The organism is Pseudomonas sp. stari2, from assembly GCF_040760005.1.
In the GTDB taxonomy this organism is placed as follows: domain Bacteria; phylum Pseudomonadota; class Gammaproteobacteria; order Pseudomonadales; family Pseudomonadaceae; genus Aquipseudomonas.
On the sequence record NZ_CP099760.1, the window covers coordinates 4,769,710 to 4,793,196 of the forward strand.

23 protein-coding genes are annotated in these 23,487 nt (G+C 60.8%); 8 read left to right on the plus strand and 15 right to left on the minus strand.

What is annotated here, in order from left to right; all coding sequences use genetic code 11:
- Window position 1: 1 nt before the first annotated feature.
- The 5 genes from NH234_RS21705 to NH234_RS21725 form a co-directional block, all read right to left on the minus strand.
- Window positions 2–1,819 (minus strand): ABC transporter ATP-binding protein, encoded by a 1,818-nt coding sequence (locus tag NH234_RS21705; RefSeq protein ID WP_085730509.1) that lies wholly within the window; start codon window positions 1,817–1,819, stop codon window positions 2–4.
- Window positions 1,812–2,414 carry a DsbA family protein gene (locus NH234_RS21710; protein WP_170929624.1) on the minus strand — a complete coding sequence of 201 codons (603 nt, stop codon included), beginning with the start codon at window positions 2,412–2,414 and terminating at the stop codon, window positions 1,812–1,814. Before NH234_RS21710 ends, NH234_RS21705 begins: the two co-directional genes overlap by 8 nt.
- Before the next feature lie 35 nt (window positions 2,415–2,449).
- Window positions 2,450–3,391 (minus strand): rhodanese-related sulfurtransferase, encoded by a 942-nt coding sequence (locus NH234_RS21715; protein ID WP_367254287.1) that lies wholly within the window; start codon window positions 3,389–3,391, stop codon window positions 2,450–2,452.
- 117 nt (window positions 3,392–3,508) lie between these two features.
- Entirely contained in the window at window positions 3,509–3,808 is a 300-nt protein-coding gene (locus NH234_RS21720) for a BolA family transcriptional regulator (protein WP_065257175.1), read from the minus strand.
- A gap of 12 nt (window positions 3,809–3,820) precedes the next feature.
- The gene (locus NH234_RS21725) at window positions 3,821–4,339 is read right to left on the minus strand and encodes a DUF2059 domain-containing protein (protein WP_085730506.1); all 519 of its coding nucleotides are present in this window, start codon (window positions 4,337–4,339) and stop codon (window positions 3,821–3,823) included.
- A gap of 193 nt (window positions 4,340–4,532) precedes the next feature.
- On the opposite strand from NH234_RS21725, the gene NH234_RS21730 reads away from it, so the two are divergent.
- On the plus strand, window positions 4,533–5,927 hold the full coding sequence (locus tag NH234_RS21730; RefSeq protein WP_085730505.1) for a class II fumarate hydratase: 1,395 nt from the start codon (window positions 4,533–4,535) through the stop codon (window positions 5,925–5,927).
- Between the two features lie 37 nt (window positions 5,928–5,964).
- Here the strand turns inward: NH234_RS21730 and NH234_RS21735 are convergent, their stop codons facing one another.
- Complete coding sequence (locus NH234_RS21735) at window positions 5,965–6,924, minus strand: DMT family transporter (RefSeq protein WP_367254288.1); 960 nt, start codon at window positions 6,922–6,924, stop codon at window positions 5,965–5,967.
- 210 nt (window positions 6,925–7,134) lie between these two features.
- On the opposite strand from NH234_RS21735, the gene NH234_RS21740 reads away from it, so the two are divergent.
- Window positions 7,135–7,335, plus strand: a complete 201-nt coding sequence (locus NH234_RS21740; protein ID WP_085730503.1) for a DUF6316 family protein — start codon at window positions 7,135–7,137, stop codon at window positions 7,333–7,335.
- On the opposite strand, the gene NH234_RS21745 is transcribed toward NH234_RS21740, so the two are convergent.
- Complete coding sequence (locus tag NH234_RS21745) at window positions 7,332–8,516, minus strand: thiolase family protein (protein ID WP_085710837.1); 1,185 nt, start codon at window positions 8,514–8,516, stop codon at window positions 7,332–7,334. The genes NH234_RS21740 and NH234_RS21745 overlap by 4 nt on opposite strands.
- A 101-nt stretch (window positions 8,517–8,617) precedes the next feature.
- On the minus strand, window positions 8,618–10,132 hold the full coding sequence (gene pap, locus NH234_RS21750) for a polyphosphate:AMP phosphotransferase (RefSeq protein ID WP_367254290.1): 1,515 nt from the start codon (window positions 10,130–10,132) through the stop codon (window positions 8,618–8,620).
- Window positions 10,133–10,305: 173 nt separating this feature from the next.
- On the opposite strand from pap, the gene mnmC reads away from it, so the two are divergent.
- The 5 genes from mnmC (at window position 10,306) to NH234_RS21775 (ending at window position 17,512) form a co-directional block, all read left to right on the plus strand.
- Window positions 10,306–12,285, plus strand: a complete 1,980-nt coding sequence (mnmC, locus tag NH234_RS21755; protein WP_367254291.1) for a bifunctional tRNA (5-methylaminomethyl-2-thiouridine)(34)-methyltransferase MnmD/FAD-dependent 5-carboxymethylaminomethyl-2-thiouridine(34) oxidoreductase MnmC — start codon at window positions 10,306–10,308, stop codon at window positions 12,283–12,285.
- A gap of 166 nt (window positions 12,286–12,451) precedes the next feature.
- On the plus strand, window positions 12,452–14,224 hold the full coding sequence (locus tag NH234_RS21760; protein WP_367254293.1) for an N-acetylglutaminylglutamine amidotransferase: 1,773 nt from the start codon (window positions 12,452–12,454) through the stop codon (window positions 14,222–14,224).
- A gap of 3 nt (window positions 14,225–14,227) precedes the next feature.
- Window positions 14,228–15,973, plus strand: a complete 1,746-nt coding sequence (gene ngg / locus NH234_RS21765; protein WP_367254294.1) for an N-acetylglutaminylglutamine synthetase — start codon at window positions 14,228–14,230, stop codon at window positions 15,971–15,973.
- A gap of 61 nt (window positions 15,974–16,034) precedes the next feature.
- Window positions 16,035–17,225 (plus strand): osmoprotectant NAGGN system M42 family peptidase, encoded by a 1,191-nt coding sequence (locus NH234_RS21770; RefSeq protein ID WP_367254295.1) that lies wholly within the window; start codon window positions 16,035–16,037, stop codon window positions 17,223–17,225.
- A gap of 59 nt (window positions 17,226–17,284) precedes the next feature.
- Window positions 17,285–17,512, plus strand: a complete 228-nt coding sequence (locus NH234_RS21775) for a YheU family protein (protein WP_003192759.1) — start codon at window positions 17,285–17,287, stop codon at window positions 17,510–17,512.
- A gap of 5 nt (window positions 17,513–17,517) precedes the next feature.
- Here NH234_RS21775 and csrA read toward each other — a convergent pair whose 3' ends face one another.
- The 3 genes from csrA to NH234_RS21790 form a co-directional block, all read right to left on the minus strand.
- A complete protein-coding gene (csrA, locus tag NH234_RS21780) occupies window positions 17,518–17,703 on the minus strand; it encodes a carbon storage regulator CsrA (RefSeq protein ID WP_085710894.1) in 186 nt (61 codons plus the stop codon).
- Between the two features lie 135 nt (window positions 17,704–17,838).
- Window positions 17,839–18,171 (minus strand): YnfA family protein, encoded by a 333-nt coding sequence (locus tag NH234_RS21785; RefSeq protein ID WP_085710895.1) that lies wholly within the window; start codon window positions 18,169–18,171, stop codon window positions 17,839–17,841.
- A gap of 63 nt (window positions 18,172–18,234) precedes the next feature.
- Complete coding sequence (locus NH234_RS21790; RefSeq protein WP_367254296.1) at window positions 18,235–19,050, minus strand: SDR family oxidoreductase; 816 nt, start codon at window positions 19,048–19,050, stop codon at window positions 18,235–18,237.
- Between the two features lie 256 nt (window positions 19,051–19,306).
- On the opposite strand from NH234_RS21790, the gene NH234_RS21795 reads away from it, so the two are divergent.
- Complete coding sequence (locus NH234_RS21795) at window positions 19,307–19,465, plus strand: DUF3309 family protein (protein ID WP_169432680.1); 159 nt, start codon at window positions 19,307–19,309, stop codon at window positions 19,463–19,465.
- Between the two features lie 60 nt (window positions 19,466–19,525).
- Here the strand turns inward: NH234_RS21795 and NH234_RS21800 are convergent, their stop codons facing one another.
- From NH234_RS21800 to NH234_RS21815, 4 genes are all read right to left on the minus strand, one after another.
- Complete coding sequence (locus NH234_RS21800) at window positions 19,526–21,619, minus strand: LTA synthase family protein (protein WP_367254297.1); 2,094 nt, start codon at window positions 21,617–21,619, stop codon at window positions 19,526–19,528.
- 313 nt (window positions 21,620–21,932) lie between these two features.
- Window positions 21,933–22,538: an START domain-containing protein gene (locus NH234_RS21805; protein ID WP_367254298.1), complete on the minus strand. Its 606-nt coding sequence runs from the start codon at window positions 22,536–22,538 to the stop codon at window positions 21,933–21,935.
- Window positions 22,539–22,579: 41 nt separating this feature from the next.
- Window positions 22,580–22,834: a YkgJ family cysteine cluster protein gene (locus NH234_RS21810; RefSeq protein ID WP_085710899.1), complete on the minus strand. Its 255-nt coding sequence runs from the start codon at window positions 22,832–22,834 to the stop codon at window positions 22,580–22,582.
- Between the two features lie 166 nt (window positions 22,835–23,000).
- Complete coding sequence (locus NH234_RS21815; protein ID WP_085730495.1) at window positions 23,001–23,480, minus strand: translation initiation factor 2; 480 nt, start codon at window positions 23,478–23,480, stop codon at window positions 23,001–23,003.
- Between the last annotated feature and the right edge of the window lie 7 nt (window positions 23,481–23,487).

The following is a 23,487-nucleotide window of genomic DNA, read 5'->3' on the forward strand; positions in this document are numbered from 1 at the left end:
CCTACAACCGCTGTAAATGCCCATACAGCTTGGCGTACAACCCGCCATCGGCAATCAATTGCTGATGGTCGCCATCCTCGGCCACTTGCCCGCCATCAAACACCAGCACCCGATCCGCTTGCTTCACCGCCGACAAGCGGTGGGCGATGATCAATGTTGTACGGCCGTGGAGGAAGCGCGCCATGGCCTGGTGCAAGTTGTATTCGGTGGCGGCGTCGAGGGCTGACGTCGCCTCGTCGAGGATCACCACTTTCGGCTCGGCGAGGATCATCCGCGCAATCGCCAGACGTTGCCGCTGACCACCCGACAGGCGCACGCCGGAGCGGCCGACAATGCTGTCCAGGCCGTCCGGCAAGGCGCGGATGGTGGCCTCGAGCTGGGCGATTTCCAGCGCCTGCCAGCAGGCTTCGTCGCTGCGGGTACGGCCCATGGTCAAGTTGGCGCGTACGGTGTCGTTGAACAGCGCCGGATGCTGCAGCACCACCGCGACATTTTCCCGAACCGTTTCCAGGCCGATTTCCTGCTGGGTCGATCCGCCGAAACGGATCGTCCCGGCCAGTGGCGTGTACAGGCCCAGCAGCAATTGCACGAGGGTACTTTTGCCACCGCCGCTGGCGCCGACAATTGCCACTTTCTCGCCGGGGGCGATGGACAGGTTCAACTGATCCAGCACCAGTTCGTCGCCGTAACCAAAGCTCAGACCCTGCACCTGAATCCCGACGGTATCGCGGCCCTTGAACGGGTCGACGCCACCGGGGTATTGCGGTTCGTCGGCGCGCGCCAGCAATTCGTTGATCCGCGACAGCGCACCCCCTGCCGCGTAGTAGGCGTATTGCAGGTTCAGCAGTTGTTCGACCGGGCCGATCATGAACCACAGGTAGCTGAACACCGCGAGCATCTGGCCAATCGACAGGTCAGAGAACAACACCGTCAACATGGCCGCCGCGCGGAAAATGTCGATGCCGAACTGGAACAGCAGACCACTGGCACGGTTCGAGGCGTCGGTCTTCCACTGCGAATTGACCGCGTAGTTGCGCACTTCCTGAGCCCGCAGACCGAGCCTTCCGAGGAAGAAGCCCTGACGGTTGCCGGCACGCACTTCCTGGATTGCATCGAGGGTTTCGCTCAGCGCCTGGGTGAAGCGCGAGGTGCTGTCGTTCTCCAGTTTTTTCAGGTGTTTGACCCGTTTGCCCAATTGCACCGTGGCGTAGATCACCAACGGGTTGAACAACAGAATCAGCAACGCCAGCTTCCAGTGCATCCACATCAGGATGCTGGCGGTGCCCACCAGCGTCAGCATCGCCACCAGGAAACGGCTTAGGGTTTCGCCGACAAACTTGTCGAGGGTGTCGAGGTCAGTGACCAGGTGCGTGGTGACCGTGCCACTGCCCAGGCTTTCGTATTCGCCGAGGGAAATACGCTTGAGTCTTTCGATCAAGCGCACGCGAATTCGATAAACGATGTCCTTGGCCAGCCGCGCAAACAACCGCGCCTGCAACACGCCAAAACACAGGGCGCTACAGCGCAGAGTCAGCGTCACCACCAGCATCAGGCCGATGTAGCCCGCCGCTTGTTGCCACATCGAGGGCAGCACATGGTTCATGACTTTCAGCGCGGCATCGCCGTGGCCGAGCAGGACTTCGTCCACCAGCAACGGCAACAGTAACGGAATCGGCACGCTGCACAGCGTTGCCAGTACGGCCACACCGTTGGCGATCCACAGGGATTTTTTGTGATGAAGTGCCAGACGCCGGACTTCAGCCCAGCTCAGCCGGTCGACACGCTTGACGGCTGGCGTGTCATAGGCCGGGTCAGACACAGGCGGCGCGCTCCAGCCATCGACCAAGCAACGGCGACAGTTCACTGAGCGGCTGATAGCCGTTGGTCAGCAACGCCAGTTGGCCATTGCGTTCGGCGAGCAGGGTCGGGAATCCGGCGATACCCAGATCCTGCACCCAACTGAAATCCGCCTGGGTCGCCTTGTGTTGATCGGCATGATCAAACAGGGCAGCAAATTCGATGCGCGGGACGCCGGCCTTCTCTGCCAGCTCCACCAGAACGCTGGCCTGGGTGACATCGCGGCCTTCAGCGTAAAACGCGTGCTGGATCAACCCGACCAGTTTCCAGGCGCAATCCGGCGCCAGGCTGCGCGCGGTGACAATGGCCCGGCAAGCAGGCTCGGTGTCATAGACAAAACCTTCGGGCAACGCACCTTCGAACTTGAACGGCTGGCCGGTGGCTTCGGCGACTGCCTGCCAGTGCTCGAGGATATAGCGTCGGGTCGTCGGCTCCAGCGCCGCACCGCTGCCAGTGCGCAACCCGCCAACCACCAGGTGCAGTTCCACCCCGGCTGCCTGCGCCTGCTCCACCAATGCCTTGGCTACCGGGGCAAATCCCCAGCACCAGGAACACATCGGATCCATCACATAGAGCAGGCGTGCAGACATGATTAAGCCTCGGAGGATGCTTGCTTATAGTTGTAGCCGATCGGGTGCGGCATGTTGCGCGCTTTTGCCAGTTCGATCTGCTTTTGCCGGTCGATGGCGCTGCGGCGGGTCTTCTCGCTCAGGCTGTTCCAGCAATGCGGGCAACTGATGCCGGCCACGTAATGCTCGGAGGCCCGATCCTCGACGCTGACCGGGGTGCGGCAGGCATGGCACTGATCGTAGTCGCCTTCGCTCAGGTCATGGCGCACGGTCACGCGGTTGTCGAACACGAAGCAGTCGCCCTGCCATTTGGTTTCTTCCTGCGGCACCTCTTCGAGGTACTTCAGAATACCGCCCTTGAGGTGGTAAACCTCTTCGAAGCCTTCGCCCAGCATGTAGCTCGACGCCTTCTCGCAGCGGATGCCACCGGTGCAGAACATCGCGACCTTCTTGTGCACGGCCGGATCGAAGTGTTCTTTGATGTAGTCGGGGAATTCGCGAAAACTGGTGGTTTTCGGATCAATGGCGCCTTCAAAGGTGCCGATCGACACTTCGTAGTCGTTGCGGGTGTCGATCAACAACACTTCCGGATCACTGATCAGCGCATTCCAGTCCTTTGGATCGACGTAGGTCCCGACCTTCTTGTTCGGATCGACGCCTTCGACCCCCAGGGTCACGATCTCTTTCTTGAGCTTGACCTTGGTCCGGTAGAACGGTTGTTCGTCGCAGTAAGATTCCTTGTGGTCGATGTCGACCATGCGCGGATCGTTGCGCAGCCAGGCCAGCAGGCCGTCGATACCTTCACGGCTGCCGGAAACCGTGCCGTTGATGCCTTCTTCGGCAATCAGCAGAGTGCCTTTGATGCCGTTGTCGACCATCGCTTGCAGCAGGGGCTCGCGCAGGTTGACGTAATCTTCAAGGGTGACGAACTTGTACAGTGCCGCCACGACAATCGGTTGTGTCATGGGTGTTTCTCCAGGTGGCTACCCTCGTAAAGGGTGAACCGGATGCGAAAAAAAACGCGCCGGGTCAGCGGCGCGTTGCGGATTCTAGCAAAAAACCTCAGTTCATTGCTGCAAGGCTCAATGCTTGCTCCCGCCGGCACAGGTCGGCGACGCCGGAGCGGCGCCCACTTCTGCCCATTCCTGCGGGGTGTAGGTGTGCAGCGCCAACGCATGGAATTCGCCCATCAGCTCGCCGAGCGTGCCGTAGACTTTCTGGTGGCGCTTGACCCGGTTCAGGCCTTCGAACTGCGCGCTGACCACCACTGCCTTAAAGTGGGTCTGCAACCCGCGACTATGCATGTGGCTCTCGTCCAGCACCTGCAGATGCTCAGGCTGAAGCAGCGCCAGCGTCGATTCGATGCGTTGTTGCATGGTCATCACGAACTCCGCTTACTTCTTCTTCGCCGGAGCCGCGCCTTTCGGTGCCAGCTCGTTGGTCATGTCGTCCAGCAGCTTGTTGACCACAGGAACGGCGGGTTCCAGTTTAGCCTGGGTCATCTGGGCCGATTGCTGGGTCAGCTGCGGCATTTTTTCCAGGACTTTCTTGCCCAGGGGCGACTGGTAGAACGCGACCAGGTCTTTGAGTTCCTGCTCACTGAAGGTGCTGGTGTAGAGCTTGATCATGTCCGGCTTCAGCTTGTTCCAGCCAATGGCCTGGTCCAGGGCGGCGTTGGCCTTGGCCTGGTAGGTATCCAGTACGGCTTTCTTGGATTCCGGAGCCTTGGTCTGTTCAAAACGCTGGGCAAACATCTGCTGCACTTGCATGTACACCGGAGTGCCCAGCTTGTCAGCGTGCGCCAGGGTCAGGAAAGCTTCGGCACTGGCGTTGTGGCTGGCGGTATCGGCAAGCACCTGGCCGCTGGCGCAAACCAGGGCAACCGCGGTGCAGATGGCACGAAGACGAGTCATCGAGTTTCCTTTTCAGCTAGGCGAGGTAAAACCCCAAGGGCAACCATTCTGCGCCTGAATAACGCTGCGGCTCAACCCCCGGGCCTTGCCGCGCTTGATTGGCGGGGATTTGCCGGTCAACAATCGACCGGAGGGAACCACCCGGGCCGACACCGGCCTAAACTGCGCAAACAGACCAACAGGAGTGTGCACGATGAGCCGTATCGAAACCGACAGCCTGGGCCAGATCGAAGTCCCGGACGACGCTTACTGGGGCGCTCAGACGCAACGCTCGCTGATCAACTTCGCCATCGGTCAGGAACGCATGCCATTGCCGGTCTTGCACGCCCTGGCCCTGATCAAGAAAGCCGCGGCCCGGGTCAACGACCGCAACGGTGACCTGCCCGCCGACATCGCCCGCCTGATCGAACAGGCCGCCGACGAAGTGCTCGACGGCCAGCACGACGACCAGTTCCCGCTGGTAGTCTGGCAGACCGGCAGCGGCACGCAGAGCAACATGAACGCCAACGAAGTAATCGCCGGCCGCGCCAACGAACTGGCCGGCAATCCGCGCGGTGGCAAGACGCCGGTGCACCCGAACGATCACGTCAACCGCTCGCAGAGTTCCAACGACTGCTTCCCCACCGCCATGAGCATCGCCACTGCGCAGGCTGTGCAAACCCAACTGCTGCCGGCCATCGCCGAGCTGTCGGGTGGCCTGGCCGAGCTGTCGGCACGGCACATGAAACTGGTGAAAACCGGTCGCACCCACATGATGGACGCCACGCCGATCACCTTCGGTCAGGAGATCTCCGGCTTCATAGCGCAGCTGGATTACGCCGAACGGGCGATTCGCTCAGCGTTGCCGGCGGTGTGCGAACTGGCCCAGGGCGGCACCGCTGTCGGCACCGGGCTCAACTCGCCCCACGGTTTTGGTGAAGCGATTGCCGCCGAGCTGGCTGCACTTTCCGGTCTGCCGTTCGTCACCGCCCCGAACAAGTTCGCCGCCCTCGCCGGCCATGAGCCACTGACCACGCTGTCCGGCGCACTGAAAACCCTCGCCGTGGCGCTGATGAAAATCGCCAACGACCTGCGCCTGCTGGGCTCCGGGCCCCGCGCAGGTTTTGCCGAAGTGAAATTGCCGGCGAACGAACCAGGCAGTTCGATCATGCCCGGCAAGGTCAACCCGACCCAGTGCGAAGCGCTGTCGATGCTGGCCTGCCAGGTGCTGGGCAACGACGTGGCGATCGGTTTCGCCGCCAGTCAGGGTCATCTGCAGTTGAACGTGTTCAAACCGGTGATCATCCACAACCTGCTGCAATCGATCCGCCTGCTCGCCGATGGCTGCAGCAACTTCCAGCAGCACTGCATCGCCGGGCTTGAGCCGGATGCCGAAGTCATGGCGCACCACCTGGAACGTGGCCTGATGCTGGTGACGGCGCTGAACCCGCACATCGGCTACGACAAATCGGCGGAAATCGCCAAGAAGGCCTACAGCGAAGGGAAAACCCTGCGCGAGGCAGCGCTGGAGCTGGGCTATCTGACCGATGAGGAGTTCGATGCCTGGGTACGGCCGGAGAACATGATCGAGGCCGGGGCCAAGGGCTGAGTCATCCCGATCCTTCCCGTGCCCGGCGCGGGAAGGATCATCCGACCAACAGTTTCGCCCGCCGGGCCTTGAGTCCGGCAATCAGCGATGGCCCCAGTGCCACCAGCGCCGAACCCAGCACCACCAGCACCGCCCCGCCATACGCCAGCAGATTGATCTGCTCGGCGTGCACATACTCAGGCCACACCCCGGCCGCCACCGCTACCGCTGCGAACGTAACCAATGGCGTGATCGCAAGCGTCGCGCTGACCCGCGAAGCTTCCCAATGCGCCAGCGCCTCGGCAAACGCGCCATAGGCGATCAGGGTGTTCATGCAGCACGCCAGCAGCAGCCAGCCCTGCAACGGGCTCAACTCCAGCGCCTCCAGCGGATGGACCCAAGGCGTCAGCAACAAGGCGCAGAACAGGTAGATCACCATCATCACCTGCAGCGAATTCCACACTGTCAGCAGTTGCTTCTGCCCCAGCGCGTAAAAAGTCCAGACGGTCGAGGCCAGCAACACCAGTAACACGCCGGCGGTATAGTCAGACAAAGAGGTGAACAATTCCGCGAGACGCTGATTGAAGAACAACGCGAACCCGATCAACAGCACCGCCAGGCCGATGCCCTGACCGATACTGAAGCGTTCCTTGAACACAAACAGACTGGCGATCAGCAACATGATCGGACCCATCTGCACCACCAGTTGCGCGGTGCCTGGGCTCAGCAGGTTCAGGCCCATCAGGTACAGCACGTAGTTGCCCACCAGCCCGAGCACCGCCATCAGCACCAGCCAGCCGCCCTTCGGCCCGAGCACCTTGCGACTCGGCAAGCGCTTTGTGGCCGCCAGATAAATGAACAGGCAACCACCGGACACCAGCAGGCGAAACCAGGTCACCGTGATCGGGTCCATCACCTGCAGCACCTGTTTGAGCTTGATCGGCAGGATTCCCCACAGAAACGCGGTCAACAAGGCCAGGAACATGCCGTACACCCAGCGACCAGACGAAACGTGCATGAGAACCCCGAAAGCCAATGACAGGAGCGCTCATTCTAGGCGCAGCGGCAAGCGCGACACAGGGACAGTTGCGCTCAAGCCGCAAATGAAACTGTGCAGGTCGCAGCATTAAATTGACGTGCTGCCGTTGATCGGTTCATGAAGCGCTGCAAGTGGTTCAGGCATAAGCTCTTTGGATGCCATCCAGCGCAGCACTCAAGGAGATCGATCATGTTCGGAATGCGCGCCCAGGACACCGCCCCCGCCACGCACTTTCGCAGCGACCGGGTGTGCCGGGTCAATGGCGAACTGTTTTTCAGCACCCGGGAGAACACCCTCGAAGGGCCGTTCGACAACCCCGAGAAAGCCGAGCAGGCAATCCGCGCGTACATCGCGCGGATGCAATTGCTGGATTCCGGCAGCCGGTCTTAGCGCACCGCTTCAAACAACCCGGTCGCGCCCATTCCGCCACCCACGCACATGGTCACAATCCCGTAGCGCAGATTACGTCGCTGCAACTCGCGCACCAGATGCCCGACTTGCCGCGAACCGGTCATGCCGAACGGATGGCCGATGGAAATCGAGCCACCGTTGACGTTGTACTTCTCGTTATCGATTTCCAGACGATCACGGGCGTACAGGCACTGCGAGGCGAACGCTTCGTTCAATTCCCACAGGTCGATGTCCGCCACCTGCAAACCTTTGGCCTTGAGCAGCTTCGGCACCGAAAACACCGGGCCGATGCCCATCTCGTCCGGCTCGCAACCGGCAACGGTGAAACCACGGAAAAACGCCTTTGGCTTGAGTCCCAGTTGCAGGGCTTTTTCCAGGCTCATCACCAGCGTCATCGAGGCGCCATCGGACAACTGCGACGAGTTGCCTGCCGTTACCGAACCATCCTCGGCGAACACCGGTTTCAGTCCGGCGAGGCTTTCATAGGTGGTATCCGGACGGTTGCAGTCATCGCGATCAACGATGCCGTCGAGGATCTGCACTTCACCGCTGTTCTTGTCTTCAACGCGGTACTTCACCGCCATCGGCACGATTTCATCGTTGAACAGGCCGGCTGCCTGCGCCTGAGCAGTACGGATCTGACTTTGCAGCGAGTAACGATCCTGCGCCTCGCGACTCACGCCATAACGGCGCGCCACCACTTCGGCGGTCTGGCCCATGGTGTAGTAGATGCCTGGCGTCTGCTGCTTGAGCAACGGGTTGATCAGGTGATCGGTGTTGACGCTTTTCAGGGTCAGGCTGATCGACTCGACGCCGCCGGCGACGATGATGTCGCTGCAACCCGATGCGATCTGGTTGGCAGCAATCGCAATCGCCTGCAAGCCCGACGAACAGAAACGGTTGAGGGTCATGCCCGCCGTGCCGGTGCCCAGTTGCGAAAGCACCGCCACGTTACGGCCGATGTTGTAGCCCTGGGCACCTTCGTTGGAGCCGGCGCCGACGATGCAATCCTCGACGCTGGCCGGGTCGACGTCGTTGCGCGACAGCAAGGCGTTTACACAATGGGCCGCCATGTCATCGGGGCGGGTCTGGTTGAACTTGCCGCGAAAGGACTTGGCCAGGCCGGTCCGCACGCTGTCGACGATCACCACTTCACGCATGGCATACCTCATTGTTACGTCAGTTGAGAGTGGACCGAGCATATGTCCACTCAATCGCCGACCGCGACAATCATTCACCTCGCGTATGCGTGCCCATCGGTTCAGTCCTTGTGCTTCTTGGCTCGTTTGTCGGACTTCTCGAAAGCTTCTTCCAGCGCACGGTTGATCGTGCGCAAGACCTTGACCCGGGCCCAGCGCTTGTCGTTGGCCTCAACCAGGGTCCAGGGGGAGATTTCGGTGCTGGTGCGGTCGACCATGTCGCCCACGGCGGCACGATAGGCGTCCCACTTGTCGCGGTTGCGCCAGTCGTCCTCGGTGATCTTGAAACGCTTGAAGGGGATTTCTTCACGCGCCTGGAAGCGCTCCATCTGCGTGTCCTTGTCGATGGCCAGCCAGAACTTGACCACGATCACTCCGGCATCGGCAAGTTGCTCTTCGAAGTCGTTGATTTCACCGTAGGCACGCATCCAGTCAGCAGTGCTGCAAAAGCCCTCGATCCGCTCCACCAGCACCCGGCCGTACCAGGAGCGATCGAACACGGTGAACTTGCCTCGGGCCGGAATGTGTCGCCAGAAACGCCACAGGTAAGGCTGTGCCCGCTCCTCTTCGGTCGGCGCGGCAATCGGCACGATGTTGTACTGACGCGGATCGAGCGCCGCCGCCACCCGACGGATCGCCCCGCCCTTGCCCGCCGCATCGTTGCCTTCGAATACCGCCACCAGCGCATGACGGCGCATGCGTTTGTCACGCATCAGGCCGGACAGTCGCGCCTGCTCGGTGATCAGTTGTTCCTCGTAATCTTTTTTGTCCAGGCTCTGGCTCAGGTCAAGACTGTCGAGCAGGTTCAAATGATCCACGGACGTCGCCAGCGGCTGGACATTGACCGCGTGCGGGTGCACATCCGGGCGCTTGAGGGCATTCTGCAATCCTTCGAGCAGGATCTTGCCCACTGTCAGGCTGCGAAAGTGCGCGTCCACCCCCTCGATGACATGCCACGGCGCATAGTCGCGGCTGGTTCGGCGCAAGACTCGCTCGCCGTATTTGACGAACTTGTCGTAGGTTTGCGATTGCTGCCAGTCCAGCGGGCTGATCCGCCAGCTGTGCAGCGGGTCGTCGGCCAGCGCCTTGAGCCGCGCCTTCATTTGCTTCTTGGACAGGTGAAACCAGAACTTGAAGATCAGCGCACCTTCGTCGCACAGCATCTTTTCCAGGCGTTCGGCCCCGGCGATGGCCTGATCCAGTCGCGGATCCTTGAACAAGCCGTGGACCCTGCCCTGCAGCATCTGGCTGTACCAGTTGCCAAAGAAAATCCCCATCCGCCCCTTGGCCGGCAGCATCCGCCAGTAACGCCAGGCCGGTGGCCGCGCCAGCTCTTCATCGGTCTGCTGGTCGAAAGTACGCACTTCGATCAGACGCGGATCCATCCACTCGTTGAGCAATTTCACCGTCTCGCCCTTGCCGGCGCCTTCGATGCCGTTGATCAAAATGATCACCGGAAAACGCTTTTGCTGCTGCAACTCGAACTGGGCTTCCAGCAACGCTTCACGCAGGGCGGGCACGGCGGCGTCGTAGGTGTCTTTGTCGATGGCGTGACCGATTTCAGCGGATTCGAACATAGGGACGGCTCCTTCCAGGATTCAGCAAGACTAGCGGATTGGGCTCTGGCGCGGCACAGAAATTCCCGTTGGCGGCGGATTGTCCTTGAGTGATCTTCAGCCAGGCTTGCCATGGATCAAGCGCCGCCTGCGTGATCGGCTAGAATGGCCGCCTTGTCGTTGCCGAGCCTGCCATGAAACCTGTAATGCCCCACGCCCAAATCGACTGGGATGACCAGGGACGCCCGCGTTCGCGAGTGTTCGACGATGTGTATTTTTCCGACCAGTCGGGGCTGGATGAAACCCGCTACGTGTTCCTCGAACAAAACCGTCTGGCCGAGCGTTTTGCCGCGCTGCCGGCGGGTGGGCGACTGGTGATCGGTGAAACCGGCTTCGGCACCGGGCTGAATTTTCTCTGCGCCTGGCAGTTGTTCGAACAGCATGCGGTGGCCGGTGCGCGGCTGCATTTCGTCAGTGTCGAAAAGTTTCCGTTGAGCCCTGCTGATCTACAGCGAGCCCTCTCGTTGTGGCCCGACCTGAAGCAATTCTCCGATCGGTTGCTCAAGCATTACGTGGCGATCCATCAGGGTTTCCAACGCATTGTTCTGGATAACGGCCGAGTCACTCTGACGCTGCTGATCGGTGATGCGCTGGAACAGTTGCCGCAACTGGACGGCCAGATCGACGCCTGGTTTCTCGACGGTTTCGCGCCGGCGAAAAACCCGGAGATGTGGACCGCCGAACTGTTCGCCGAACTGGCGCGATTGGCGGCGCCCGGTTCGACCATCAGCACTTTTACCAGCACCGGTTGGGTACGACGCCTGCTCAACGCTGCTGGCTTCAAGATGAAGCGCACCCCGGGCATCGGCCACAAGTGGGAAATTCTGCGTGGCGAATTTCTTGGCTGGCCTGAGGATGTTCCGCTACCGGCGGCAGTAAAACCGTGGTTCGCCCGCCCTGCTCCTGTCACGGGAGAGCATCGTGCACTGGTGATCGGCGCCGGTCTGGCCGGTTGCGCCACGGCGGCCAGCCTCGCGGCGCGGGGCTGGCAGGTCAGTCTGCTGGAGCGACATGACGCGGTGGCCCGGGAAGCCTCGGGCAATCCTCAAGGCGTGCTGTATCTGAAACTGTCGGCCCACGGCACAGCACTTTCGCAGTTGATCGTCAGCGGTTTCGGCTACACCCGCCGCCTGTTGGAAACCCTGCAACGGGGTACCGACTGGGACGACTGCGGCGTGCTGCAATTGGCGTTCAATGAAAAGGAGCGCGAACGTCAGGCGCAACTGGCGGCCGCGTTTGCGGAAGACCTTCTTCAATGGCTTGATCAACCCGAAGCGCAGGCCCGTGCCGGGGTCGGTCTGGCCCATGGCGGTTTGTACTATCCCGAGGGCGGCTGGGTGCATCCGCCGGCATTGTGTCAGGCGCAATCCGCACAACCGGGGGTCACGCTGCTCACCCATCAGGAAGCCGTGGAACTGCGCAAGGTCGACGGCCAGTGGCAGGCATTCGACGGTGGTCGATTGATCGCAACAGCACCTGTCATGGTGTTGGCGGGTGCCGCCGAGATCAAGCGTTTCCCCCAGAGTGCCGACCTGCCCCTCAAACGGATCCGCGGACAAATCACCCGACTGGCAGAGACTACACAAAGCCAGGCGCTGGCCACCGTGGTGTGCGCCGAAGGTTATGTCGCACCGGCACGCTTGGGCGAGCACACCCTCGGCGCCAGTTTCGATTTCAACAACGACGACCTGACCCCGACCACCGCCGAACACCTGGGCAATCTGGCGATGCTCGAAGAAATCTCCACGGATCTGGTCGCACGCCTGCACATCAGCGAACCCGACACCGACCGCCTCGAGGGTCGCGCCGCCTTCCGTTGCACCAGTCCCGACTACCTGCCGATTGTCGGCCCGCTCGCCGATCACGAAGCGTTCACCGACGCTTATCGCGCCTTGAGCAAGGATGCCCGGCAAGTGCCGGACATTCCTTGCCCATGGCTGGACGGTCTATACGTCAACAGCGGTCATGGTTCACGCGGATTGATCACCGCGCCACTGTCTGGCGAGTTGCTGGCCGCGTGGCTCGATAACGAACCGCTGCCTCTGCCTCGCAGCGTGGCCGAAGCCTGTCATCCCAACCGGTTTGCCCTGCGCCGTCTGATTCGTGGCAAATGAACCCGAGCACAATCAGTCAGTGGGCACAATGCAACAGGTAAGGTCGACACGCTTATAACTGATCGTTCTAAAACTCCCACATCCGTGCCGGGTCAGTTTCTGGGTACCGGCCATTTCGGCGCGGTTCAGCAACACCCTCCCCAACGGAAAAACCGGTAAGGATTTTATGTGCGGATTAGCTGGCGAGTTACGCTTTGATCAACAACCTGCAGACCTTGCAGCCATAGAGCGAATCACCCATCACCTGGCCCCTCGCGGCCCCGACGCGTGGGGCTTCCATGCCCAGGGACCGATTGCCCTGGGCCATCGACGCCTGAAAATCATGGACCTGTCGGACGGCTCGGCGCAGCCGATGATCGACAGTCAACTGGGCCTCTCCCTGGCCTTCAATGGCGCGATCTACAACTTCCCGGAACTGCGTGCCGAACTCGAGGCGCTCGGTTATGCGTTCTACTCGGGCGGCGACACCGAAGTGCTGCTCAAGGGTTATCACGCCTGGGGCGAAGCGCTGCTGCCGAAACTCAACGGCATGTTTGCCTTTGCCATCTGGGAGCGCGATGCCCAGCGCCTGTTCATTGCCCGCGACCGCCTCGGTGTGAAGCCGCTGTACCTGTCGCGCACCGGCCAGCGCCTGCGTTTTGCGTCAGCCCTGCCGGCACTGCTCAAGGGCGGCGACATCAACCCGATCCTCGATCCGGTGGCGCTCAACCATTACCTGAATTTCCACGCCGTGGTGCCTGCGCCGCGCACCTTGCTGGCCGGCATCGAAAAGCTGCCGCCAGCAACCTGGATGCGCATTGAAGCGGACGGCACCACCGAGCAGAAAACCTGGTGGACCCTGCCCTACGGCCCACACGACGACGAGAAGAATCTGACCCTGGAAGACTGGCGTGACCGCGTACTCGACAGCACTCGCGAAGCCGTAGCGATCCGCCAACGTGCGGCAGTGGATGTCGGCGTATTGCTTTCCGGCGGTGTCGATTCGAGCATGCTGGTGGGTCTGCTGCGCGAAGTCGGCGTGGAAGATCTGTCGACTTTTTCCATCGGTTTCCAGGATGCCGGTGGCGAACGCGGTGATGAGTTTCAGTACTCCGATCTGATCGCCAAACATTACGGCACCCAGCACCACCAACTTCGTATCGACGAAAAAGAGATCATCGAGCAACTGCCCGTCGCGTTCCGCGCCATGAGCGAGCCGATGGTCAGCCACGACTGCATCGCCTTCTATCTGCTGTCCCGTGAAGTGGCCAAGCACTGCAAAGTGGTACAGAGCGGCCAGGGTGCCGACGAGTTGTTCGCCGGCTATCACTGGTATCCGCAAGTGGACGGTGCAGCCGATCCGTACGCGGCCTATCGCGAAGCGTTTTTCGACCGCAGCTACGACGATTACGCCGCCACGGTGCAGCCGAAGTGGCTGACCGCCAATGACGCTGCCGGCTACTTCGTGAAGGAACATTTCACACAACCCGGAGCCGATGCGGCAGTCGACAAGGCCCTGCGTCTGGACAGCACGGTGATGCTGGTGGACGACCCGGTCAAACGCGTCGACAACATGACCATGGCCTGGGGCCTGGAAGCGCGCACACCGTTTCTCGACTATCGCCTGGTGGAATTGTCGGCCCGTATTCCCGGCAAATTCAAACTCCCGGACGGTGGCAAGCAGGTGTTGAAAGAAGCCGCGCGGCTGGTCATCCCGAGCGAGGTGATCGACCGCAAGAAGGGTTACTTCCCGGTGCCCGGCCTCAAGCACCTGCAAGGCGAAACCCTGAACTGGGTGCGCGAACTGCTGCTCGATCCGAGCCAGGATCGCGGTCTGTTCAACCCTGCCATGCTCGACAAATTGCTGACCGACCCACAAGGCCAGTTGACCCCGCTGCGCGGCTCCAAGCTGTGGCAGCTGGCGGCTCTGAATCTGTGGCTCAGCGAACAAGGAATCTGATCGATGAAACCTCACGCCACGGCTTACAGCCAACGGCTGCTACGCGGTCAGACACCGTCCTATGAACGTTTGCAGGCGCGTCTGGCCGAGGATGGCAACCAGCCGAGTGCCGAGCCGATTGCCGTGCATTGCGGCTGGGGCCGGTTGCTGATCGGCCACACCTTCCCTGACCCGGCGAGCCTCGCTCAGGAATTGCTCAACGAGCAGCCGGGCGAGCGCGATATCGCGTTGTACGTGGCTGCGCCACAGCAGATTCTCGGTCTGGAACCGACTCAACTGTTTCTCGACCCCTCCGACACCTTGCGTCTGTGGTTCAGCGATTACCGTCAGGCCACACGGGTGTTTCGCGGCTTCCGCATCCGTCGTGCTCAAAGCGAAGAGGACTGGCAGGCGATCAATCAGCTGTATCAAGCGCGCGGCATGTTGCCGATCGATGCCACCCTGCTCACTCCACATCATCGGGGCGGGCCGGTGTATTGGCTGGCCGAGGACGAGGACAGCGGCGCGGTGATCGGCAGCGTCATGGGCCTCAATCATCAGAAGGCTTACAACGACCCGGAAAACGGCAGCAGCCTGTGGTGCCTGGCGGTCGATCCGCAGTGTTCGCGTCCCGGGGTCGGTGAAGTGCTGGTGCGACATCTGATCGAACACTTCATGAGCCGCGGTTTGAGCTACCTGGATCTGTCGGTGTTGCACGACAACCGTCAGGCGAAGAACCTCTACGCCAAACTCGGTTTTCGCAACCTCTCGACCTTCGCCATCAAGCGCAAGAACGGCATCAATCAGCCGCTGTTTCTCGGTCCCGGACCAGAGGCAGATTTCAATCCCTACGCGCGGATCATCGTCGAGGAAGCTCATCGACGTGGCATCGATGTGCAAGTGGACGATGCCGATGCCGGGCTGTTCACCCTCAGCCACGGCGGTCGCCGGGTACGTTGCCGCGAATCTCTGAGCGACCTGACCAGTGCCATCAGCATGAATCTGTGCCAGGACAAAAGCCTGACCCATAAAGTGCTGAAAAACGCCGGGTTGAATGTGCCTTCACAGCAACTGGCGGCGAACGCGGACGACAATCTGGCCTTTCTCGACGAGCACCAGCGGGTGGTGGTCAAACCGCTCGACGGTGAACAAGGCCATGGCGTGGCGGTGGATCTGCAAAGCATCGAAGAGGTGCAGAAGGCCATCGACTCAGCGAAACAGTTCGACAGCCGCGTGCTGCTCGAAAGCTTCCACGAAGGCCTCGACCTGCGGATTCTGGTGATCGGTTTCGACGTAGTCGCCGCTGCGATCCGCCGACCTGCCGAGGTGGTCGGTGACGGTCATCACTCCATCGGCGCCCTGATCGAAGCCCAGAGCCGCCGCCGGCAAGCGGCCACCAGCGGCGAAAGCAAAATCCCGCTGGACCACGAAACCCAGCGCACCCTGCACGCGGCAGGTTATGACTACAGCAGCATCCTGCCAGCCGGCGAACATCTGTTCGTGCGGCGTACTGCGAACCTGCACACCGGCGGCACTCTGGAAGACGTGACGGCCATTCTGCATCCGACCCTGGTCGATGCCGCCGTACGTGCGGCGCGAGCGCTGGACATTCCGATGGTCGGGCTCGACCTGATGGTGCCCGCTGCCGATCAGCCGGAGTACGTGTTCATCGAAGCCAACGAACGGGCCGGCCTGGCCAACCATGAGCCGCAGCCGACGGCCGAACGGTTTGTGGATCTGTTGTTTCCACACAGTCAGCCGGCCGTTTGATCCCTCTTCTGCGTCATTCCCGCACCCAACGCGGGGATGGCGCTCCGCAACAGGAGTTTCCATGACCACCCAAATTCCCGAACCGGATCTGAACTACCTGCAAAAAGTCCTGCTGGAGATGCTCGCCATTCCCAGCCCTACCGGGTTCACCGACACCATCGTGCGTTACGTTGCCGAGCGGCTGGAAGAACTCGGCATCCCCTTCGAAATGACCCGTCGCGGCACCATCCGAGCCACCCTCAAGGGCAAGAAAAACAGCCCCGACCGCGCCGTATCGGCGCACCTGGACACCATCGGTGCCGCCGTGCGCGCGGTGAAGGACAACGGGCGCCTGACCCTGGCGCCGGTCGGTTGCTGGTCGAGCCGTTTCGCCGAGGGCAGCCGCGTCAGCCTGTTCACCGACAACGGCGTGATCCGCGGCAGCGTGTTGCCGCTGATGGCGTCCGGGCACGCCTTCAACACCGCCGTCGACGAAATGCCGATCAGTTGGGATCACGTCGAACTGCGCCTGGACGCCTACTGCGCGACCCGCGCCGATTGCGACTCGCTGGGTATCTGCGTGGGGGATGTGGTGGCGTTCGATCCGCTGCCGGAGTTCACCGAAAGCGGTCACATCAGCGCCCGACATCTGGACGACAAGGCTGGGGTCGCCGCGTTGCTGGCAGCACTGAAAGCAATCGTCGACAGCGGCCAGGAGTTGATGATCGACTGCCATCCGCTGTTCACCATCACCGAGGAAACCGGCAGCGGCGCGGCGGCGGCCCTGCCGTGGGATGTCAGCGAGTTTGTCGGGATCGATATCGCGCCGGTCGCGCCCGGCCAGCACTCCAGCGAGCACGCGGTGAGCGTGGCGATGCAGGATTCCGGCGGGCCCTACGACTATCATTTGTCGCGGCATCTGCTGCGGTTGGCTGGCGAAAACGAGTTACCGGTGCGGCGCGACCTGTTCCGCTATTACTTCAGCGACGCCCATTCGGCCGTCACCGCTGGCCACGACATTCGCACGGCCCTGCTCGCCTTCGGCTGCGACGCGACCCACGGCTATGAACGCACGCACATCGACAGTCTGGCGGCGCTCAGTCGTTTGCTGGGGGCGTACATCCTTAGTCCGCCGGTGTTCGCCAGCGACGCACAACCGGCCAATGCGTCACTGGATCGCTTCAGTCACCAGATCGAACACGAGACACAAATGGAAAGCGACACCCGGGTGCCGTCAGTGGATAGCCTGGTGGGGCAACGCTCGGACAGTTGAGTCTGGCCCTCGGCGGTCATTCGCCGTAGCATCCCGACATTGATTTAGCCGAGGTGCCCATGCTGATTCCCTACGACGCGCTCGAAGTCGACACCCTAACCCGCCTGATCGAGGATTTCGTCACCCGCGACGGCACCGACAACGGTGACGACACACCACTGGAAACCCGCGTGTTGCGGGTTCGCCAGGCCCTGACCAAAGGCCAGGCGCTGATCGTCTTCGATCCGGAAAGCGAGCAGTGCCAGTTGATGCTCAAGCACGACGTGCCCAAGCACCTGTTCGACTGAAACGGTCAGCGGCCCTTGCCGTTGACCTGTTTGCGCTGGATCCGCTCGTAGACTTCGGCACGGTGCACGTTGACCTGCTTTGGCGCCTCGACGCCGAATCGCACGCTGGAGCCATTGACCGCCAGAACGCGCAAAGTGATGTTGTCGCCGATGGAAATCAGTTCACCGACAACACGGCTGAGTACAAGCATGGGGGTGTCCTTCAAGGTTTTCGAGCCTTGAAGATGCGCGGCTTTCGAGCGCCCTACAATGCGCTGCGGGCAAATCAGTCAAACCCTACACCCTCAGGCGCTTCAGCCTTCAGACGTTTCCTTCAAGTCGGTGCTTCAGGTCGCCGAAAACCGTGGCCCGAACAGAATCACGCTGGCCCCGATCACGCACAAGGCAACTCCGATCCAGTCCGAACCCAGCGGACGGATGCGCTCGACCACGGCCAGCCAGCCAATCGAGGCAATGATGTAGATGCCACCGTAAGCGGCATAGGCGCGACCGGCGTAGGTCGCTTCAACACGCGTCAACAACAGTGCAAACAAGGTCAGGCTGAGCAGCGCCGGGATCACCCACAAGGCGCTCTTGCCCTGGCGCAACCACATCCAGAAGGCGAAACAGCCGGCGATTTCGAACAACGCGGCGAGGAAAAACCACAAGTAGTTGAGCATGCAGATGACTCGTCAGGGTGACTGTGGCGGTCACCCTAACGACGGGGCTCTGGCGGTGCAAGTTCAGCCGTTGTTCTGTCTGGCCTTGGCGCGCATCTTTTCGGCCATCGCGGTCATTTCGTTGTACAGCAGCTGTGGGTTCTTCTGCTTGATCGCCCAGGCCATGCGGCCCTGTTCGTGGGGCAGGATCATGAACTCGCCGGCGGCGACCTGCTTGTAGATGTAGTCGGCGATATCGGCGGCGGTAATCGGCGAACTTTCCAGCAGCTTGCCGACCTGAGCTTTCATGGCCGGGGTCGGACCGCGGAACGAGTCCAGCAGATTGGTCTGGAAGAACGACGGGCAAACCACATGGACACCGACTTCCTGCTGTGCCAGTTCGATCAGCAGACTTTCGGACAATGCTACGACGCCAGCCTTGGCCACGTTGTAGTTGCTCATCGCCGGACCTTGCATCAGTGCCGCCATCGAGGCGATGTTGATGATCTTGCCCTTGCTCTGTTCCAGCAGCGGCAGGAACGCCTTGCAGCCCTTGACCACGCCCATCAGGTTGATCGCGATCTGCCAGTCCCAGTCTTCCAGCGACAGCTCGCTGAAGAATCCGCCCGAGGCCACACCGGCATTGTTGACGATGATGTCGATGCCGCCGAACTTCACTTCGCAGGCCTGGGCGAACGCGGTGAGCTGGCTGTAATCGCGCACGTCGCAGCGCTGGATGAAGCCATCGCCACCGGTCTCGCGAACCAGTTTGAGGGTTTCCTGCAGGCCCGGCTCACTGACGTCGGACAAGGCCAGTTGCCAGCCCTCACGCGCCCAGCGCAGCGCGATTTCGCGACCCAGGCCGGAGCCCGCGCCAGTGATCATCATGCGATTTTGCATAACAGACAACCTTGTTGTTCCGGGGAAGATGCGCGGAGTGTAGCGAAGGATCCGGAGCGACCCACGCTCCATCAGATTGCTGAATGGCAAGAGCAAACCGTGGCATCGAACGATATAAGACCGTGAACCAAATACGTTAAAAAAACATTGAATTTTCTTTCACGCGCGCCAGTCGGAATTTGTAAGCCGTCTGGATTTAGTTCAACTTCCAGCCGCCCTTTAACAACGAGACTCCTCAGACACTATCAACAAGGAAATCGACATGGGCACAATTCTTATCATTATCCTGATCCTGTTGCTGATCGGTGGTCTGCCGGTCTTCCCGCACTCCAGAAGTTGGGGTTACGGTCCTTCGGGCATTATCGGCGTAGTGCTGGTTGTACTGTTGGTGCTGCTGTTGCTCGGCCGCATATGACGTTTTGACCGACAAAAAAAGAGGCCCTGAAAAGGGCCTCTTTTTTATTGCGCGGAACGATCAGTCCGGCTTGCCGTTAATCACACCGGCGGTGTTGTCGAGCAGACTCTTGGTAGCCGTCTGCAGGAACGCTTCGAGCTTGAGTTTCAGCTCAGCGGTGCGCGGTGCATCCGGAATGATTTCAGCCGAAGGATTCGCGCCCAGTTGGTACTGGTAGATCTTCGGCGCCATTTCCTTCTCTTTCGGCAGCACCAGGATCTGGTCGGCCGTCACGATGGCGGTGGTCTGCTCGCTGCCCGATGGCTTGATCACACCGAAACCGGTGTCGCCTGCCGGCAGGTTGAGCAGGTCACGACCCCAGCACTGATGACGCACTTCGCCACCCAGACGCCCCATGATGGTCGGCACGATGTCGATCTGGGTACCCACGGTGTGGTCACGGGTACCGAATTTTTCCTGGATGCCCGGTGCGATCATCAGCATCGGTACGTTGAAGCGGCCCAGATCCATTTCGGTGATTTGACGCTCGTTGCCGAAGCCGTGGTCGCCGACGATGACGAACAGGGTTTCCTTGAAGTAAGGCTCTTTACGGGCCTTCTCGAAGAACTGGCCCAGTGCCCAGTCCGCGTAACGCATGGCGGTCAAGTGCTCGTTGAGCGTGCCACGGTCGGTCACGCGCTCGACCGGCAATGGCGTCGGCAAGGCGTAAGGCGTGTGGTTGGACAGGGTTTGCAGCAGCGCGTAGAACGGCTTGCCGTTTTCCCGTGCCTTCAGTTCCACCAGACCGCGGTCGAACATGTCCTGGTCGGACACACCCCAGGTCGGATCGGAGAACACCGGGTTGACGAAGTCATTGCGGCCAACGAAGTTGGTCATGCCCTGGTTGCTGAAGAACCCGGACTGGTTGTCCCAGGCGAAGTCACCGTTGTAGACGTAGACGTCGTCATACTTGCGCGCGCTGAGCAATTGCGGCAGGCCGGACAGTTTGTGGCTGCCTTCCGGGGTCTGCATCAGGTATTCGAAACCCGGCAGGTTCGGGAAGCACGCCATGGTGGCGAACATGCCCTGGTGGGTGTGCGTACCGTTGGAGAAGAAGCGGTCGAACAGCAGGCCTTCCTTCGACAGTTTGTCGAGGTACGGCGTGATGTTGCCCGGCGCGCCCAGAGCGCCCACCGAGTGACCGGCCATGCTTTCCATCAGGATCACGACGACGTTCTTGATCGGCAGGGTCTTGTCGGCTGGCGGCGTGTAGTCACGACGCACGGCGGCGATGTCGGCATCCACCAGTTTGTCGTCCGGCATGACCAGCATGTCGCGCACGACTTTCTGCGCCTGATCCTGCGGCAGCGTGGCTTTCCAGATGTTGTTGCGGTCTTCGCCCATTCGGTCCTTGGCTGCCGCGATCAGCGACAGGGTGCCATTGAGGCCGAGCTGGTTGGCGAAGTTCGATTCGGTGGTGTACACGTCCCCCCAGCGCAGCGGCGGGCCTTGACGCAGGGTGCCACGCACGGAGACCACACAGATCAGCAGGCACACCACGAACACGGCCAGACGCGCATACCATGGCGCCACCTGACGGGTGCCGACGTTGCCGCCGCTGAACGGGCCACGCGGACGGGTCAGACGGTCGGCACCCTTGAACGCCAGCGTCAGGATCACCGTGCCCACGGCCCAGGCCAGCAGGTAGCGCACCACCGGGAAACCGTACCAGAGCATGCTCATCACGGTTTTCGGGTCTTCCTTCACGTACTGGAACACCAGGCCGTTGAGGCGCTGGTGAAACTCGCGGTAGAAGTCCATCTCCATCAGGCCGAGGAACAGCGCGATGCTGGAGGTCACGGTCAGCCACAGACGGAAGAACCCGCGAGCGGCCATCGCCCGGGCACTGAACAGCGCCAGGACCATCGGAACGCAGAGGTAGACCACCAGACGCAAATCGAAGCGCAGGCCATTGGCGAAGGCTTCGAGAAAGGTCGAAGCCGGGGTGTCGAGGATCATCTCGCGGTTGTAGACCAGCAGCGCGAGGCGCAGCACGGAAAACATCACCATCATGACCAGCGCGCACAAGAGCGTGTAGGCCAGATGCGATTTGACGGTCGGTTGCAGCAGGCGACTGGAAGATCGCTGCTGATTCAGGGCGTCCGGGTTTGCCATGTCGTTTTAGGACCCATTGGAAGTTGAAGTTGCAAAAATACAGCTGCGCCCTGCCCTCTGTTGGCCATTCCAGGCCCCGGGGCTTGCGCGGTGCGCAAATGTTGCACGATCACCGGCGGCATTGCCATTGATTACTGCCCTGCTGCCGGACTCTTTCATTAAAGGCACGGCATACCCGGACAGATTCAAATTGCGCGGGCGAATTGTCTTGAAGCGTTTGTGAAAATTTCGTTCAACGCATATCCGGAAACACAATATCGCTACAAAACAAAACGCCCCGAGTTCATCGGGGCGTTTGCAGAGCACGCGCTACTTACTTCTCGGCGCGTTCTTTCAGGGCTTTCAGGGTATTGAACGGTGCGTCGACCACAAACTTGTTGGCAATCATCGACGGCACGCTGCCGCCTGGCTCAGTGTGGACCTGATAGGTCACTTCGACCTGATCGCCCTTCGGCACGAACTTCCAGAAGCCTTTGACCTGAGCTACGCGCACAAAGCCTTTTTCTTCTGGCAGGTACTTTGGCACGCCTTCGAGGTTGCGGGTCAGGCTGCCATCGGCGCCTTCAACGGTGGTGACATGCAGGATCGAATCGCGCGGGGTTACCGGCCATGGTGTGTTGAACTGGGTGTAGGTCCAGCTCTGGTCGCCTTCGTGCTTGAGCAGTTTCTGGGTCTTGCACTCGTGAATCCAGGCACAGGCACCGGGGACGTCTTCCTGCAGTGCGCGCAGTTTGGCGACGGTAGTCTTCATCAAGGTCACGCCCTGATAAGACTTGTAGTCAGAACCCGGCACTTCGCTCAGGGAGACCTTGATGCCGTCTTCGTTCTTGGCCACTTTCCAGTCTTCAGCCTGGGCAGCCGAAGTGACCAGCACGGCAGTCAAACCACACAACACAGCGATACGATGCAGCGAACCCATAGTCTTATTCCTTATTGTTGAAGTTCCGTACGTTTGACACATCACGCCGCCGTCATCTGCTCCCACCAGCCGAGCAGTCTGATCGCCTCTTCCTGACTGCTTCCGCAGACTTCGACATCGGCGCTGAACCCTGAACAGACCGCCGGACGTTCCGGTCGGCCAAAAATGCTGCACAGGTTTTCGACCGAGAGCTGAACGCAACGTTCGCCTGCAGGTTTGCCATCGGGCATACCTGGAATCGGCGAGCTGATGGAGGGGGCAATGCAACAGGCGCCACAGCCTTCACGGCATTTCATGACGACGAGCTCCTCGCGACGGGCAATGTGTTAAAGGGACGCGGAACAGGGTAACCGCTAAAACGGCTGTTTTAAATTCCCTTAAGCCGGGTTTTTACGCAGAAACGAAAGTGACTGACCAGTCTCCGACAAAGCGTCTGGTCTGCGGGTCACGGATCGATTGAATTTACTGCTTGAATTCGAAATCCAGCGCCGCGCCTTCGACTTCACGGCGCTCTTCGTTACGCAGCTGCAACTGCATTTCGTTGCTGAGCAGACGACCGTTGAGTTGGAAACCGCTGTTCTTCTCGCCAAACATCTGCGGCAGGACCCCTTCGCGCTTGGCCAATGGCACAGTACCGACCGGTTTCAACTGCTGAACCATTTCTCTGGGCAGGCTCAAGTCGAGTTTGGGGGTCGGCAGTTGGGTTTTCACCACTTCACTGGCTGGCTTCGACTTGGAAGCGATAGGTGCACGTTTCTTTGCGGGTACAGCTTTCTTCTGCTGTTTGTCTTTCGCAGGAACGGCTTTCTTGCTGGCCACCGGTTTTTTCACCGTGGAGGCTGCTGTCGGTTTTTCAGAAACGGCAGCGGCCATGACAGCTGGCGCGTGACCGATCATCAACAGACAAAGCAAAACCCAGGCAGCAGGAAAAATCGCTTTCATGGAACCT